The sequence below is a fragment of the Microbacterium sp. CBA3102 genome, assembly GCF_007954505.1.
GTDB lineage: Bacteria > Actinomycetota > Actinomycetes > Actinomycetales > Microbacteriaceae > Microbacterium > Microbacterium aurugineum.
In genome coordinates, this window is record NZ_CP042412.1 from 2,766,525 (window position 1) to 2,782,744 (window position 16,220).

At 65.5% G+C, this 16,220-nt stretch carries 15 protein-coding genes and 1 pseudogene; 9 read left to right on the forward strand and 7 right to left on the reverse strand.

What is annotated here, in order from left to right; translation table 11 throughout:
* Window position 1 precedes the first annotated feature (1 nt).
* Window positions 2-1,825 carry a DEAD/DEAH box helicase gene (locus FGL91_RS13190; RefSeq protein ID WP_372492636.1) on the reverse strand — a complete coding sequence of 608 codons (1,824 nt, stop codon included), beginning with the start codon at window positions 1,823-1,825 and terminating at the stop codon, window positions 2-4.
* Window positions 1,826-1,872: 47 nt separating this feature from the next.
* Window positions 1,873-3,573, reverse strand: coding sequence for a long-chain-fatty-acid--CoA ligase (locus FGL91_RS13195; protein WP_153244015.1), 1,701 nt, complete (start codon window positions 3,571-3,573; stop codon window positions 1,873-1,875).
* A 68-nt stretch (window positions 3,574-3,641) separates the two neighbouring features.
* Here FGL91_RS13195 and gatC point away from each other — a divergent pair, with 68 nt between their 5' ends.
* Genes gatC through FGL91_RS13225 form a run of 6 tightly spaced genes read left to right on the forward strand, consistent with a single transcriptional unit; the run spans window position 3,642 to window position 9,193 of the window.
* Complete coding sequence (gene gatC / locus FGL91_RS13200; protein ID WP_047523335.1) at window positions 3,642-3,941, forward strand: Asp-tRNA(Asn)/Glu-tRNA(Gln) amidotransferase subunit GatC; 300 nt, start codon at window positions 3,642-3,644, stop codon at window positions 3,939-3,941.
* The gene (gene gatA / locus FGL91_RS13205; protein ID WP_153244016.1) at window positions 3,938-5,455 is read left to right on the forward strand and encodes an Asp-tRNA(Asn)/Glu-tRNA(Gln) amidotransferase subunit GatA; all 1,518 of its coding nucleotides are present in this window, start codon (window positions 3,938-3,940) and stop codon (window positions 5,453-5,455) included. The genes gatC and gatA overlap by 4 nt, the downstream gene beginning before the upstream one ends.
* A complete protein-coding gene (gene gatB / locus FGL91_RS13210) occupies window positions 5,455-6,969 on the forward strand; it encodes an Asp-tRNA(Asn)/Glu-tRNA(Gln) amidotransferase subunit GatB (RefSeq protein ID WP_153244017.1) in 1,515 nt (504 codons plus the stop codon). The genes gatA and gatB overlap by 1 nt, the downstream gene beginning before the upstream one ends.
* 47 nt (window positions 6,970-7,016) lie before the next feature.
* Window positions 7,017-8,273 carry a DNA polymerase IV gene (gene dinB / locus FGL91_RS13215; RefSeq protein WP_153244018.1) on the forward strand — a complete coding sequence of 419 codons (1,257 nt, stop codon included), beginning with the start codon at window positions 7,017-7,019 and terminating at the stop codon, window positions 8,271-8,273.
* A 37-nt stretch (window positions 8,274-8,310) separates the two neighbouring features.
* Window positions 8,311-8,628 (forward strand): hypothetical protein, encoded by a 318-nt coding sequence (locus FGL91_RS13220; RefSeq protein ID WP_047523330.1) that lies wholly within the window; start codon window positions 8,311-8,313, stop codon window positions 8,626-8,628.
* Complete coding sequence (locus FGL91_RS13225; RefSeq protein ID WP_131490973.1) at window positions 8,612-9,193, forward strand: hypothetical protein; 582 nt, start codon at window positions 8,612-8,614, stop codon at window positions 9,191-9,193. The genes FGL91_RS13220 and FGL91_RS13225 overlap by 17 nt, the downstream gene beginning before the upstream one ends.
* A 3-nt stretch (window positions 9,194-9,196) precedes the next feature.
* Here the strand turns inward: FGL91_RS13225 and FGL91_RS13230 are convergent, their stop codons facing one another.
* The 5 genes and pseudogenes from FGL91_RS13230 to FGL91_RS13255 form a co-directional block, all read right to left on the reverse strand.
* A complete protein-coding gene (locus FGL91_RS13230) occupies window positions 9,197-9,700 on the reverse strand; it encodes a DUF2017 family protein (protein WP_131490974.1) in 504 nt (167 codons plus the stop codon).
* Complete coding sequence (gene clpS / locus FGL91_RS13235) at window positions 9,697-9,993, reverse strand: ATP-dependent Clp protease adapter ClpS (RefSeq protein WP_194239217.1); 297 nt, start codon at window positions 9,991-9,993, stop codon at window positions 9,697-9,699. The genes FGL91_RS13230 and clpS overlap by 4 nt, the downstream gene beginning before the upstream one ends.
* A complete protein-coding gene (locus FGL91_RS13240; RefSeq protein WP_047523326.1) occupies window positions 9,990-10,337 on the reverse strand; it encodes a metallopeptidase family protein in 348 nt (115 codons plus the stop codon). The genes clpS and FGL91_RS13240 overlap by 4 nt, the downstream gene beginning before the upstream one ends.
* A gap of 38 nt (window positions 10,338-10,375) precedes the next feature.
* Entirely contained in the window at window positions 10,376-11,011 is a 636-nt protein-coding gene (locus tag FGL91_RS13245; RefSeq protein WP_047523325.1) for a LysE family transporter, read from the reverse strand.
* Window positions 11,012-11,609: 598 nt separating this feature from the next.
* Window positions 11,610-12,852 (reverse strand): annotated as a pseudogene (locus FGL91_RS13255) (ISL3 family transposase).
* 379 nt (window positions 12,853-13,231) lie between these two features.
* On the opposite strand from FGL91_RS13255, the gene FGL91_RS13260 reads away from it, so the two are divergent.
* From FGL91_RS13260 to FGL91_RS13270, 3 genes are all read left to right on the forward strand, one after another.
* Complete coding sequence (locus FGL91_RS13260) at window positions 13,232-13,828, forward strand: class I SAM-dependent methyltransferase (protein ID WP_153244019.1); 597 nt, start codon at window positions 13,232-13,234, stop codon at window positions 13,826-13,828.
* A gap of 104 nt (window positions 13,829-13,932) precedes the next feature.
* Entirely contained in the window at window positions 13,933-14,169 is a 237-nt protein-coding gene (locus FGL91_RS13265) for a heavy-metal-associated domain-containing protein (RefSeq protein ID WP_153244020.1), read from the forward strand.
* A 33-nt stretch (window positions 14,170-14,202) separates the two neighbouring features.
* Complete coding sequence (locus FGL91_RS13270) at window positions 14,203-16,188, forward strand: heavy metal translocating P-type ATPase (RefSeq protein ID WP_153244021.1); 1,986 nt, start codon at window positions 14,203-14,205, stop codon at window positions 16,186-16,188.
* Window positions 16,189-16,220 lie beyond the last annotated feature (32 nt).

Here is a 16,220-nt window from a genome sequence, read left to right on the forward strand (position 1 = left end):
GTCAGCTCTTGTGACGGGGTTTGCGGTACGGCTTCTCGTCGCGGTTGTCGCGTGCCGGACGGTCGTCGCGGTCGCGTCGTTCGAACTTGCCACCGTCGCGCGGAGCAGTGCGCCGAGCGCCCCCGGGGCCACGATCGGGCTTGATCTCGATCAGGCGACCGGAGATACGCGTGTCGCGGAGCTTCTCCAGGACGGCGGGGTCGAGATTGGAAGGCAGCTCGACGATCGAGAAGTCGGGGCGGATGTTGATGGCTCCGAAATCATCTCGACCCAGCCCGCCTTCGTTCGCGAGGGCGCCGACGATCTGGCGGGGTTCGACACGGTGACGGCGTCCGACCTCGATGCGGTACGCCGCATAGTCCCCGCGGCTGCGGCGTTCGGTGCGCGGCTCACGTGAGTCGCGGGCGCTGCGTTCCCGAGGCGGACGGTTGTCGGCCTCGACCGCCTTCGAGAGAGGATCGTTCGCGGGGTCCAGGAGCAGTGGCTTGTCGCCCTGAGCGACGACGGCCAGGGCGGCGGCCACGTCTCCCTCCGGCACATCGTGGTGGCGGACGTAGTGGGCGACGATGTCGCGGAACGCCTCGATACGTCCGGTCTCCGAGAGCGCGGTGGTGATCGCGTCGTCGAAGCGGTTCAGACGCGTGGTGTTCACGTCCTCCGTGCTCGGCAGCTGCATCTGGGTCGGCTGCTGACGGGTCGCCTTCTCGATGTGCTTGAGCAGGTAGCGCTCACGCGGTGTGATGAAGCTGATGGCGTCGCCCGAGCGTCCCGCCCGACCCGTGCGACCGATGCGGTGCACGTACGACTCGGTGTCGGTGGGGATGTCGAAGTTCACGACATGGCTGATGCGCTCGACGTCGAGCCCGCGCGCAGCCACGTCGGTGGCGACGAGGATGTCGAGCTTGCCGTCCTTGAGCTGGTTCACGCTGCGCTCACGCTGCACCTGGGGGACATCGCCGTTGATCGCTGCCGCGGAGTAGCCGCGAGCGCGTAGCTTCTCGGCGAGCGTCTCGGTCTCGTTCTTGGTGCGGACGAAGACGATCATCCCGTCGAAGTTCTCGACTTCGAGGATCCGGGTGAGAGCGTCGACCTTCTGCGCATAAGACACCACGAGGTAACGCTGGGTGATGTTGGTGCCGGTGGCGGTCTTGGACTTGATGCTGATCTCTTCCGGCTCACGCAGATACTTCTGCGCGAGGCGGCGGATCTGCGGGGGCATCGTCGCCGAGAACAGGGCGACCTGCTTCTCTTCGGGAGTCTGCGCGAGGATCTGCTCCACGTCTTCGGCGAAGCCCATCTTCAGCATCTCGTCGGCTTCGTCGAGCACGAGGTACTGGAGCTGGGACAGGTCGAGAGTACCCTTCGCGAGGTGGTCCATGATGCGGCCGGGCGTGCCGACGATGACGTGGACGCCGCGACGCAGCGCCGACAGCTGAACACCGTAGCCCTGTCCGCCGTAGACGGGGAGGACGTGGACGCCCTTCATCTTGGAGGCGTAGGACTCGAAGGCCTCGCAGACCTGGAGCGCGAGTTCGCGGGTGGGCGCGAGCACGAGTGCTTGCGGGGTCTTCTGCGAGACGTCGAGGCGCTCGAGGACGGGAAGCGCGAAGGCCGCGGTCTTTCCGGTTCCGGTCTGCGCCATCCCGACGACATCGCGTCCGGCCAGGAGCGTGGGAATGGTGGCCGCCTGGATGGGCGACGGGGTCTCATAGCCGAGATCTTTGATGGCTTTGAGGACGGGCCCGGTGATGCCGAGCTCCTCGAATCCGGGGGTCGCGGGGGAGTCCTCGGGGGCGTCGGTCAGCACTGCATCTTCAGGGGTCACTTCCCAAGGGTAGCGCGCCGCGATGCTCGGCGCCTGTGAGGGCGGCCTCAGACGCCGGTGGTCAGTGAGATCAGCCGCTCCTTCACCTGGCGTCGTAGCACCTTTCCGATCAGGGACTTGGGCAGTTCGTCGACCACGAAGACGCGACGGGGCACCTTGTACGGGGTCAAGATGCTGCGCGCGAAGTCACGGATCTCTTCGACATCGATATCGGTTCCGGGGTCCACGACGATCGCAGCGACGACCTCTTCGCCCGAATGCTCGCTGGGCAGACCGACGACCGCTGCATCGGCGACCTTCGGGTGCTGGCGCAGGACGTTCTCGACCTCGGTGGGAGCGACGTTGAAGCCACCCGTGATGATGAGTTCCTTGATCCGATCGACGATCCGTACGAAGCCGGCGTCGTCGATCGTGACGATGTCGCCCGTGCGGTACCAGCCGTCGACGAAGACGGCTTCGGTCTCCTCGGGCTTGCCGTAGTAGCCCGAGAAGACCTGCGGCCCGCGCACGACGAGTTCGCCGGCCGCCCCGGCCTCGACGTCGCGGCGGGGGTTCTCCGGGTCGACGACGCGACACTCCGTCCCCGGAAGGGGGAGCCCGACGGTGCCGGGCACACGGTTGTCGGCGACCGGGTTCGCCATGAGGACGGGCGAGCACTCGCTGAGCCCGTAGCCCTCGACGAGGTAGCCGTGGGTCGCCTCTTCGAAGGGGACCACCAGCTCATGCGGCAGTGCCATCGCGCCGGAGATCGCGACCTCTATGCCGTCGAGCGACACGTCCTTCGCCTTTGCCGCAGCGAGAAAACGGTCGGCGATCGGCGGCACGAGCGGCAGGAAGGTCGCGGGGTGCTTCTTGACGACGTCGAGGACGAGGTCGGGATCGAACTTCGGGAAGAGAACGAGTCGTGCACCCATCGACATCGCGAACGTGAGACACAGGGTGAGGCCGTAGGCGTGGAACATCGGCAGCACGGCGTAGACGACGCAGCCGTTCCCCCGTTCGATCGACGGTACCCAGGCTTGCGCCTGGGCGGCGTTCGCGAGCAGGTTGCGATGGGTGAGGGCTGCGCCCTTCGGCGTTCCGGTGGTTCCGGACGTGTACTGGATGATCGCGAGGTCGTCGGTTCCCGGTCTCGGATGCGATTCCGGGATCGGAGCCGCCGCGAGCAACGTCTCCCAGGCGACCGCCCCGCGGACCTTCTCGGTCAACGCTGCACGGGATTCGCGGGCCTTCGCCACGGGAAGTCGCAGAGCGACACGGGTGAGGAACGGCATGGCCCTCGTCACGTCAACGGCGATGAGGTTCGTCACGGCAAGATCCGCGGGGAACTCCTGCACGGTGGAGACGACCTTGTTCCACACGATCGCGTGCTTCGCACCGTGGTCCTCGAACTGCTTGCGCAACTCTCGTGGCGTGTAGAGGGGGTTGTGTTCGACGACCACAGCACCGAGACGGAGGACGGCGTAGAACGCGATGATGTGCTGCGGGCAGTTGGGCAGCACGATCGCGACCGGGTCGCCGGCGCGGACGCCCAGGTCGCGCAGTCCCGTCGCTGCGCGGTCGATCGCGGTCTGCAGCTGCGCATATGTCGTTTCCCGCCCGAAGAACTGGAGGGCGGGCGCGTCCGGGTAGTCGCGGGCCGACGCGGTGACGATGTCCACGAGAGATCCGTCGACGGGAGGCAGGTCTTCCGGGACGCCTGCGGCGTAGCTGGCGATCCACGGGCGAGGGGGCTGGAACGTGCTCACCCGCCCAGCATATGTCGAGTCGCTCGTCGGGACGGAGGACCGGGGAACGCGCCAACTAGACTGAAGGGGTGTCTGAAATCACCCCTGATCTTGTACGCCATCTCGGCGTGCTCGCGCGCATCCAGCTGAACGACGACGAGGTGACGCGGCTCACGGGCCAGCTCGACGCCATCGTCGACAACATCGCCAAGGTGTCGGAGGTCGCCACCGCTGACATCGTCGCGACGAGCCACCCGATCCCGCTGAGCAACGTGTTCCGTCCCGACGTCGTCGGACAGACGCTCACGCACGAGCAGGTACTGCAGAATGCGCCGGACGCTGCCGACGGCCGTTTCCGCGTCACCGCGATCCTGGGAGAAGAGCAGTGAGCGACATCATCGGACTGAACGCGGCCGATCTCGCCGCGAAGCTGGTCGCGGGCGAGGTGTCGAGCGTCGAAGCGACGCAGGCCCATCTCGATCGCATCACCGCGGTCGACGGCGACGTCCACGCGTTCCTGCATGTCAACGAGGGTGCCCTCGAGGCCGCGGCGGCGATCGATGCCCGTCGTGCCGCGGGTGAGAAGCTCGGCCCGCTGGCCGGTGTGCCGCTGGCCATCAAGGATGTACTGGTCACGACCGATCAGCCCACCACCAGTGGTTCGCGCATCCTCGAGGGATACCGCTCGCCGTACGACGCGACCGTCGTCGCCCGTTCGCGGGCGGCGGGACTGGTGCCGCTGGGCAAGACCAACATGGACGAGTTCGCGATGGGATCGTCCACCGAGCACTCGGCATACGGCCCCACTCGCAATCCGTGGGACCTCGACCGCATCCCGGGCGGCTCGGGCGGCGGCTCGGCCGCGGCGGTGGCGGCTTTCGAAGCACCGCTGGCCCTGGGCTCGGACACCGGTGGCTCGATCCGGCAGCCCGCGCACGTCACCGGCACCGTGGGCGTCAAGCCGACCTACGGCGGCGTGAGCCGCTACGGCGCGATCGCTCTCGCATCCAGCCTCGACCAGGTCGGTCCGGTCTCGAGAACGGTCCTCGACTCGGGGCTGCTGCACGATGTGATCGCCGGGCACGACCCGAAGGATTCCACCTCCCTGCGTGACGAATGGCCGTCGTTCGCCGAGGCGGCGCGCGAAGGCGCGCGAGGGGACGTCCTCAAGGGACTCAAGGTCGGCGTCATCCGTGAACTGCCCGACAGTGGATTCCAGCCCGGTGTGGCAGCGTCGTTCCGCAGCGCACTCGCGATGATGGAGGCTCAGGGAGCGGAGATCGTCGAGATCGGTGCTCCGCACTTCGAGTACGGCGTGGCCGCTTATTACCTCATCCTGCCGGCGGAGGCATCGAGCAACCTGGCGAAGTTCGACTCCGTGCGCTTCGGCCTGCGCGTGACTCCCGACGGCACGCCCACGGTCGAGGATGTGATGTCCGCGACGCGCGATGCCGGTTTCGGCGACGAGGTGAAGCGCCGCATCATCCTCGGCACGTACGCGCTCTCCGCCGGATACTACGACGCCTACTACGGGAGTGCGCAGAAGGTCCGCACGCTCATCCAGCAGGACTTCGCGAACGCCTTTGCGGAGGTGGACGTGATCGCGACGCCCTCGGCTCCGACCACGGCGTTCAAGATCGGCGAGAAGGTCGACGATCCGCTGCAGATGTACCTCAACGACATCACCACGATTCCGGTCAACCTCGCCGGCGTCCCCGGCATCTCGATCCCGAGCGGTCTCGCCGACGAGGACGGGCTGCCCGTCGGCATCCAGTTCATCGCTCCTGCGCGTGAGGACGCGCGCCTGTATCGCGTCGGCGCCGCGTTGGAGACGTTGCTCGTCGATTCGTGGGGCGCTCCGTTGCTCACTCGCGCACCCCAGCTCGCAGGAGGGACCCGCTGATGGCCGCCGCCAAGCTCATGGACTTCGACAAGGCGCTCGAGCTGTTCGAGCCGGTCCTCGGTTTCGAGGTGCACGTCGAACTCAACACGAACACGAAGATGTTCTCCGACGCGCCCAACCCGGCCAACGAGGCCTACCACGCCGCGGAACCGAACACTCTCATCGCTCCCGTGGATCTCGGTCTCCCCGGCTCGCTGCCGGTCGTGAACGAGACGGCGATCCGTTCCTCGATCAGCCTGGGTCTCGCCCTCGGCTGCTCGATCGCGGAGTCGAGCCGGTTCGCCCGCAAGAACTACTTCTACCCGGATCTCGGCAAGAACTACCAGATCTCGCAGTACGACGAGCCGATCGCCTATGACGGGTCGGTCGAGGTCGAGCTCGAGGACGGCACGCTCATCACGATCCCGATCGAGCGCGCGCACATGGAGGAGGACGCCGGCAAGCTCACTCACATGGGTGGGGCGACCGGACGCATCCAGGGGGCCGAGTACTCGCTGGTCGACTACAACCGGGCGGGTGTCCCGCTGGTCGAGATCGTGACGAACATCATCTACGACACCGAGCACCGTGCACCGGAGGTCGCCAAGGCCTACGTGCAGGCGATCCGCGACATCGTGCGTGGCCTCGGCATCTCCGAAGCGCGACTGGAGCGGGGCAACCTGCGTTGCGACGCGAACGTCTCATTGCGTCGACGTGGCACCGACGAGCTCGGCACTCGCACCGAGACGAAGAACGTCAACTCGATGCGCTCCGTGGAGCGGGCCGTGCGGTACGAGATCCAGCGCCAGGCGCAGATCCTCGCCGACGGCGGCACGATCACCCAGGAGACGCGTCACTGGCACGAGGACACCGGGACCACCTCTCCGGGGCGCCCGAAGTCGGACGCCGATGATTACCGGTACTTCCCGGAGCCTGACCTGCTGCCCGTGGAACCGGCCGCCGAGCTGATCGAGGAGCTGCGTGCGGCTCTTCCCGAGCAGCCGGTGGCTCGCCGCCGTCGTCTGATGACGGAATGGGGATTCACCGATCTGGAGTTCCAGGACGTCCGCAACGGCGGCCTGCTCGAGGTCGTCGAGGCGACGATCACCGCGGGGGCGACACCCGCCACCGCACGCAAGTGGTGGACCGGTGAGATCACTCGCATCGCCAACACCCAGGACCAGGACGCCACCGCGCTGATCAGCCCGGAGAACGTCGCTGCTCTTCAGCGGCTCGTCGACGCGGGTACGCTCACCGACAAGCTCGCCCGCCAGGTACTCGAAGGCGTCATCGCCGGTGAGGGCACTCCGCAGGAGGTCGTGGATGCCCGCGGGCTCGCGGTTGTGTCTGATGACGGCGCGCTGATCGCGGCGATCGACGAAGCTCTGGCGGCACAGCCTGACGTGATGGCGAAGATCAAGGACGGCAAGGTGCAGGCGGCCGGAGCGGTCATCGGAGCGGTCATGAAGGCGATGAAGGGCCAGGCGGATGCCGCGCGCGTCCGTGAGCTCATCCTCGAGCGCGCGGCGCAGTAGCGCGCGCCCCCGGGCCTCATGTCTGAGGCTCGGGGGAGAATCCTCGCATGGGACACGGTGACGGCAGAGGGCGGATCGTCTCCGACGCGGGTGCGGAGGATACCGGCACGCGTATCCTGCACGTCGACATGGATGCGTTCTATGCGGCCGTCGAGGTGCTGGATGACCCCACGCTCCGGGGTCTGCCGCTGATCATCGGTGCACCGGATGGTCGTTCCGTCGTGTCGAGCGCCTCGTATGAGGCCCGGCGATACGGCGTACGCGCCGCGATGCCGGTGTCGCAGGCGCTGCGTCTGTGTCCGTCCGCGCGCATCGTCCCGCCGCACTTCGCGCGCTACCAAGAGGTATCCCGACAGGTCATGGCGATCTTCGAGTCGTTCACGCCGCTCGTCGAGCCGCTTTCCGTGGACGAGGCCTTCCTCGATGTGCAGGGCGTGCGGCGTCTGTGGGGGAGCCCGGGGCGCATCGCCGAGCTGATTCGAGAACGTGTGCGCGACGAGGTCGGCATCACGTGCAGCGTGGGCGTCGCGGCGACCAAGCATGTCGCCAAGATGGCTTCGACGATCGCCAAGCCCGACGGGATGCTCATCGTCGCCGGCGACGACACGCTCGACTTCCTCGCGCCTCGGCCCGTACGTGCGATGTGGGGAGTGGGACCGAAAGCTGCGGAGGCGCTCGAAGCACGCGGTATCCGCACCGTGCAGGACGTCCGCGACGCGCCGACGGAGATGATCGATCGTGCCGTCGGAGCCGCGCTCGGGGCCCGCCTCAGACAACTCGCCCGCGGAGAAGACCCTCGAGCCGTCGATACGGAGCGAGTGGAGAAGAGCATCGGCCATGAGGAGACCTTCGACACGGACATCCTGGACCGGCCTTTCCTCCGTGCCGAACTGCTGCGTCTGGCCGACCGGGTCGCGGTCCGGCTTCGACGCGCCGGCTGGGAGGCGTCGACCGTCGCGATCAAGATCCGATTCGACGACTTCCGCACCGTGAACAGATCCCATACTCTGACGGAGCCCACGGCAGTCGGACAGCGGATCGGCGAGGCGGCACAGACGCTCTTCGAGCAGATCGACCGACGCGACCCCGTCCGTCTCGTGGGGGTTCGGGCAGAGAATCTGCGACCTGCCGGTGGCGCGGGAATGGCACTCTGGGACGACGACGAGGACTGGCGCAAGGTCGAAGGCGCGGTCGATGAAGCCATGGCTCGTTTCGGCTCGACGACGATCAGCCGCGCGCGGCACATCGGACGCGGTGAAGGGCGAGGCGCGGCCCAACATCCCAAGGCGCACGGCGTGGATTGATCCCACACGCTCGGCGTTCCTCGACTACCGTGGGCTTATGCCGAACATTGCACTGGAACTCGGAAAGCAAGCTGCGTCCTTCGGCGTGAAGAGCGCGTATGGAGAGCCGCAGGACGTGGATGGGGTGAGCATCACGCCGGTCGCGTTCACCTATTCGGGATTCGGCGGGGGGAGTGGGGACGGCGCCGAAGGCGGTGGAGGCGGAGGCGTTTCCGTTCCGGTCGGTGTCTACGTGCGGCGTGAAGAGGGCCTGCGCTTCGAGCCCAACATCGTCACTCTGCTCGTTGTGGCCGTGCCGTTCGTCTGGGTCGCCGGACGAGCGTTCGCACGTATCATCCGTGCCCTCAAGAAGTGACGACCCGGTCGCGGCAGCACTCGAGCATGCGGCGACCCTGATCGCGCAGGACATCCGATCACTGGCTGCGGCCAACCCGGTCGTCCTCATCGACGGCGGCAGCGGTGCCGGCAAGTCTTCCCTCGCTGCGCGGCTCGTGCGGCGCTGGCCTGTGCTCGGCCACGTGCAGCTCGTCGCGCTCGACTCGATCTACCCGGGCTGGGACGGGCTCGATCAGGGCGCGGAACGCGCTCTCGAGTGGATTCTGCGCCCGCACGGGCGGGGGTACTTGGGGACCTGGCGGCGCTGGGATTGGGAAGCGGAGACCGAGGCCGAGAGCCACGCCGTCGACCCTGCTCTCGGCGTGATCGTCGAGGGCAGCGGGATCCTGCGGCCGTCGACCGCAGGCCTCGCCGACGTCCGGATCTGGGTTGAATCGACGGAAGAATCCCGGAAGAGGCGCGCGCTCGCCCGTGATGGTGACACCTATCGCCCACATTGGGACCGATGGGCGGCCCAGGAGCGACGCCACATCGACCGAGACGACCCACGCGCGCTCGCGACGCGTATCGTCGAGATCCCCTAGCGGTCAGTCGATCGGAAGTCCTTCCGCTTCATCCGCAGCGTGGATCAGCAGATCCAGGCGATAACCCAGCCAGTCGTAGATGCCGTGGCGATCGTCCCCGCCGGGGTCCTCGTCGGAGGTGATGCCCAATCGGGTGGCGATGACGAGACGGATGGCAGTGAGCGTGCGCAGCCAGGCGTCGACGCTCTCGATGGACACGAACACCTCTCGCGTCGTGAGAGCCGTGTCCTCCGTGAGCGCGTCGGAGTCCGGGGGCAGTGTGCCGAGAGCCGACCGTACGATGCGGGCGTCGGCGAGGCGACGGTCGAGAAGATCGTCTCTCGTCGCGACGCTGAACTCCGCCGCCGCGTCCGAGTCCTCCGGATACGGGGTCGGAGTCAGCCGATCGACGGCGGGGTCAGCGATGTCCCGGGAATCGGTGACGAGTTCCACGAAGTCGTCCACCAGTCGCGCGAGGTGGAACGCCTCGATCAACGTCATCTCCTGAAGGATGCGCTCAGCGGTCACGATGCCGCCTTCCGTACTGTCGCCCAGAGCCCGAAGTCGTGCATCGCCTGGGCATGGACCTCCATCGTCTCTCTGGGGCCGGTCGCGACCACCGCATGGCCTTCGTGGTGGACGGCGAGCATGAGTGCGGTGGCATGGTCGACCGAGTAGCCGAAGTACGTCCGGAACACGCGCACCACGTAGCTCATGAGATTCACCGGGTCGTTCCAGACGACGACCTGCCACGGCTCGAGGGGAGCGGCCCGAAGATCGGTGGTCTCGTCGAGCTCGGGAAGCGCAGCCGGTGTCGTCATGCCCATCCCATCTCATGCAGCTGCTCGTCGTCGATGCCGTAGAAGTGGGCGATCTCGTGCACCAGTGTGGTGTGGATCTCATCGCGGAGTTCGTCTTCGGAATCGCACTGTGCCAGGTGCGGGTCACGGTAGACCACGATGCGGTCGGGGAGCTCGCCCATGCCGTACTGGGTGCGCTCGGTGAGGGCCAGACCGTCGTAGAGACCGAGAAGATCGAGGCTGCCGTCCTCCGGGCGATCTTCGACAACGAACACGATGTTCTCCAGCCCCTCGACCATGTCATCGGGGAGCCGGTCGAGCTCGTCGATCACGAGCTCTTCGAAGGCGTCGGCGTTCATTTCCATCGCATCCAGCCTAGAGGCGGTAGCCGCCCGGCGCCCGCTCAGTGCACGACGACGAGGACACCGGCGACGGCGATGAACAGCGTTCCGAAGACCACGTTGAGTACACGTTGTCCACGCGCGGACGCCGTCAGACGTCGGAAGGGCCGCGCGGCAGCAGCGAAGAACCCCCACATGACGATCACGTCGACCACGACCACGGTGGCGATCAAGGTGAGGTACTGGGGGAGTGGCGGTTCATCGAGCCGCACGAACTGGGGGATGAACGCCAGGAAGAAGACGATCGCCTTGGGATTCAAGAGGTTCACCCAGAACCCCCGTCGGATCATCGACCAGTGGCTCTCACGGAGGTCGATCGGGGCCGGGGCGTCGACATCGACGTTGACCGCAGCGGGCCGGGCGAGCAGGAGCCGTACCCCGAGAAAGACGAGGTAGGCGGCTCCGGCATAGCGGATGGCGTTGAAAAGGAGTTCCGAGCGTGAGACGAGGAGACCGACGCCGGCAGCGACGATCGCCACGTGGACGACCAGAGCGATCTGCTGGCCGATGATGCCCCAGATCGAGCGCCGCCACCCTTGGCTCATGGCGTTGGACATGGTGTTGATGGCGCCCGCACCGGGCGTGAGGCTGATCACGACGGACGCGGTCAGCAACGAGAACCAGACCGCGAGTGACACGAGGTCAGTCTAGAGCTTCGGGGTGACGTGCCCGGCTTGTTCACGAGGGGACGAAGAAGGCCCGGATCATTCGACCCGGGCCTTCTTCCTGAGGGTCCCTGCGTAGACAGTTCTCAAAACCCACCCCGAGGCTGAAATCGTTGATTTCTCGCTGGAAACGAGGGACATACCGGGTATCGCAGCGGGCCGATGGCACCCCAATTCTGGACACGCGAGGCCATTGCGTCAGGAGGATTGGGAAACCTCAAACCTTTCTCACCCCCGCAGAAGTAGATCGACTTGTGGACGATTACCTCGCTGGTCTCAGCGTCGGATACCTGGCTCAGAAGTATGGTGTGCACCGCGCAACTGTCTCGAAGCATCTCACCCGGAGCAACGTTGTGCGCCGCCAGCACGGACTCACTACCGAGGAAGCAGCAGAGGCCGTGAAGCTGCACGGTGGTGGCGTCTCGATGCGCGCGATCGCCCGCACACTCGGAGTAGACCGCAAACAGGTACGCGTTACCCTCGTCGCCGCCGGTTCGCTTGCGGCTAGCTGAACTGGAAGTTCCTATAGGAACTTTGCACGTTAAAGCGGCTCTTCGGACATTCGGTGGGGTCATGGGGTGAGGCCGCCGGCGGCGAGGAGCATGCGGAGCCTGTAGTTGTCGCGGTTGCAGAACCCTCTGGCGAGGCGGCGGTGGAGTTCGATGATGCCGTTCACTGCTTCGGTGCCGCCGTTGTTCGCCCGGCTGGTGGTGAAGTAGGCCAGGAACGCTGAGCGCCAGCGGCGCAGCGCGCGGCCCAGCCGGGCGATCTCGGGGATCGGACAGGTATGGAACGACTCGACGACCTTCTCGGCGATCCGTCGCCCTTCGGTGAGGTCCTTCGCGTGGTAGGCGGAGCGCAGCTGCTGGGCGCACTGCCATGCAACGAACACCTCATCGTGCGCTTCATCGGCCTCGATCGCGGCGACCAGGCGGGCGCGCTGCTTGTCGGTGAGGTTCTCGGCTCCGGCGCGGAGGATGGTCTGGATCCCGTAGAGCGGGTCGCCCTTTCGTCCGCGATGCCCGAGGGTGTCTTGCTGAACACGTCGGCGGACCTCATCGACGGCGGCGGTACCCAGCTTGACGACGTGGAAGGCATCTAAGACCGCGGTGGCGTCCCTCGAGCTTGTCTTCAATTGCGGTCTTGTAGCCGGCGAACGGATCGAGCGCTGCGACCTTCACGTTCTTGCGGAAGGTGTCGCCACGGTCGGCGAGCCAGGACGCGTAGGCCTTCCCCGATCTGCCGGGCACGAGGTCCAGCAGCCTGGCCCGTGTCTTTCCGGTGCTGTCGCGGCTGAGGTCGACCATCCCGGTCAGCTCCTTCGATCCCCGCTTGCGGGGGTCGACGTGATGCCAGATGTGCTCATCGACACCGAGCGTGGCGACATTCTCGAAGCGTGACTCGTCCTCAGCCAGCTTGACCAGCTCGGGCTCGACAGCCCGCCACACCGTCTTCCACGATGTCCCGAGTTGACGACGTAGTTCTTCGATCGTGGCGTGCTCTCGACGCAGCTGCCCGACCGCCCAGACGACCGCACGCCGGGTGAGCGACCCACGCTGGGCGACAAGGGACGGCAGCTGCTCCACGAACGTCTTCTTCGCGCAGTCCACGTCGCCGCATCGCCAGACCCGTTGCCGCCACACGATCCGCACCCGCGTCACGCCGGGCACGTCGTGAAGCACACGGTAGCGACGTCCACGCGCGGTCGCGACGACCCCGCACGACGAGCACCCGGTCGGTGCCGCCGGTGTCGAGACGGTGACGATCAGCAGATCGTCCAGGCGGTCGACGTGCTCAACGTGGACACCGTCCAGGCCGAGTAGAAGGTCGCAGCGGGAACACGGGCAGGTGGCACAGCGCGCGTCAGCGCACCCCGAACTATGGTGAAACACGTTGAGGTCCTCGTGATGGAACAGCAGTTGGCGCTACTGATCCTCGAGGACCTCAACCCCTACCCGCCGACCATCACCCGGCGAGCCGTACCCCCACCGGATGTCCGAAGAGCCCAATAACGGGGGCTAACTGGGTGGCCTGGTCGAGGTGCTGTGTGGTCATATTCTTCTCGCATTCCTTTCGCTTCGCTCTTCGCGGAAGCCGATGCCGATGCCGATGCCGTCACTGTAGGCGGCCTATGCGGCGGGCACCTTGACCTGCGTCAAGTCGCTCGTATGCACACACGAATAGGATGGCGGTATGGCAGATAGTGAGGTGTCGCACGCGTATGGCGCACTCGCGTCAGACATCGTTGCCGTGCTCGGCACCGACATCGGCCACGCGGACCCGGATCGAACAATTATTGATTCCTGGGCCGCGTCGGTCGCGGGCAGCATTCTCGATGTCGGGTCAGGTACAGGCCGATGGAGCGGACATCTCGCACGTCTCGGGTTTGACGTTCAGGGCCTTGAGCCGGTGCCAGAACTCCTCAACATCGCACGAGTGGCACACCCGTCAGTTCCGTTTCGGCAACAGGCAATCGCAGACCTCGCTGATGGGGACGAACAGTGGTCCGGTATTTTGGCATGGTATTCGCTGATTCACATGACTCCATACGAGTTGGCAGCAGCACTCGAGGTCTTGAATCAGGCTCTTGCACCAGGCGGAACACTCCTGATGTCGTACTTTTCAGGTGAGACACTCGAGGTTTTTCAGCACCGCGTCGCGCTCGCGTACCAGTGGCCCACACACGCTATGGCTGGGGTCGGCACCGCTGCAGGTTTCAAAATTGTGACACAGTACGCGGATCCGCGACGGCCTCACGCCATTACGCTCGCGCAGAAACCCGTGACTTGATCTGCATCAAGGCCAAGACCCGAGCTCGCCCATATCCTGAAATGCATAGATCAGGAAAATATCCCGGTCACACCCACATGTAGGGCAACGAGAAAGGGCTCCCGATGAGCAACACCACTGATACCACCCACACTCTCCTGCGTGCTGAGGGATTTTCCTGCCCCTCGTGTGTCAGCAAGATCGAGAAACAGGTCGGACGCCTCGACGGTGTCGAGAGTGTGAAGGTCCATTTTGCGTCCGGACGCGTCGAGGTTGACCACGACGAAGCCACGACGTCGGTCGATGACCTGATTGCCGCCGTTGACAAGGCCGGATATAAATCCAAGGCCTCAGCATTCTGACACTCACCTTCTAATTTGAAAGACGGCGGCAGCGTGACAGCTTTCCGAAAATGGAGACGAGGCAACTGGTTCATTCCAGTTGTTTCTGGCATCCTGATCCTTGCTTCATTCGGCGTCGAAGAACTATGCAGCGGGGCGTGGAATATCACCGTCGGCCCGCAATGGTGGATCGACGCAGGCGAACACGCCCACGGATCAGGGCATGTCTTCACGCTCGCCAATGCGTTCATGCTAGCGGCGGCGATCGTCGCCGGCTACGGCATCGTGGTGAAAGCGTTCCGTGCCCTGATGGTGAAGTTCATCAGCATCGATCTGCTCGTATCGATCGCGGCCATTGGTGCGACCATCATCGGGAACTTCTGGGAGGCGGCCGCGGTCACCTTCTTGTTCGCTATCGGTCACGCACTCGAAGCAGGCACGATGAACAGGACACGTGCGGCACTTGCCGCTCTCGTGGCGGTAGCACCCGACACCGCGGTTGTGCTTCGCGACGGTGACCAGGTCGAGATCCCCGCAAGTCAGGTGCGCATGGGCGAGATCGTACTGGTCAAAAACGGCGCGAAAGTTCCCGTCGATGGGCAGGTGGTATCGGGCGCCGGCGCAATCGACGAGGCCTCGATCACCGGCGAATCCATCCCGGTAGAGAAAACCAAATCAGATCATGTGTTTGCCGGCACGATCTCGCGAAGCGGATTCCTTCAGGTGTTGGCAACAGGGATCGGCGCAGACACGACTCTCGCGCGCATCATCCACCGGGTCGAAGAGGCGCAGGATGCGAAGGCCAAAACCCAGGCATTCATCGACCGCTTCTCGAAGTGGTACACGCCCGCGGTGATGGTGCTTGCTTTGGTTGCCGGTCTCATTTCTGGCGACGTCGTGCTTGCGCTGACTCTGCTCGTCATCGGTTGCCCCGGCGCGTTGGTGATTTCGATTCCGGTGGCGATCGTGGCTGGAATCGGCCGCTCCGCCCGCAATGGCATCCTCATCAAGGGTGGCGAGTACCTAGAGACGTCGGCGAAGATCTCGGCCGTCGCGGTCGATAAGACCGGCACCCTCACCGAGGGCAGGCCGGAATTGACGGATATCGTCGTGCTCGATCCGGCTCGGAAGCGGAGCGATGTGCTGCGCTGGGCTGCCGCTGCAGAAGCTGGATCCGAGCACCCGCTGGCCCGCCCGATCCTTGACACCGCACGAGATGAAGGCGTTGCACCCGACGGGATCCCAGGAACCGTCACCCCGGTGATCGGCAAGGGGATTGTGGTCGACATCGACGGCAAACGGGTGCTCATCGGAAACGCGCCGCTACTCACGCAATACGGCATCACGGACGACGCGGGTTCAGCGGCGGTCGCTGATGAGTTGGCCGCTGCCGGCAAGACCCCGATGATCGTCGCCGTGGGCGACGCAGTGATCGGTGTGATCGGTGTTGCCGATACCGTCCGGGAGGATGCGCCCGAAATGATCCGACGCTTGCACGCGGCCGGGGTAAAGAAGGTCGTGATGCTCACCGGTGACACTCGGCTCGTGGCAGAGGCCATTGGGCGGGCTGTTGGGATTGATGAGATCCATGCGTCGCTGCTACCCGAAGATAAACTGGAGGCCGTCGCCCAGATGCAACGCGAGGGCCACACCGTCGCGATGGTCGGCGACGGAGTGAATGATGCTCCTGCGCTGGCAACAGCAGACATCGGGGTAGCAATGGGGGCTGCCGGGTCTGCCGTGGCGGTCGAAACGGCAGACATCGCCCTCATGGGAGACAACCTCCTGAAACTGCCCGAGGCGATCCGACTCGCTAAACGCACCGTGAGCGTGATGCGACAGAACATCATCATCGCACTGACCACCGTGATCCTCCTCCTGGTCGGCGTTTTCACCGGAGGCGTGACCATGGCAATCGGGATGCTCGTACACGAAGGGTCAGTACTTGTGGTGATTCTCAATGCGATGCGACTGCTGCGCAACACACAAGGTGCCACACCCATGCCGAAATCCGAACGCACACCCAGCCGCACGGCTTAACAGGCAGCTGCCGAGCGCTAACAGAACAAACT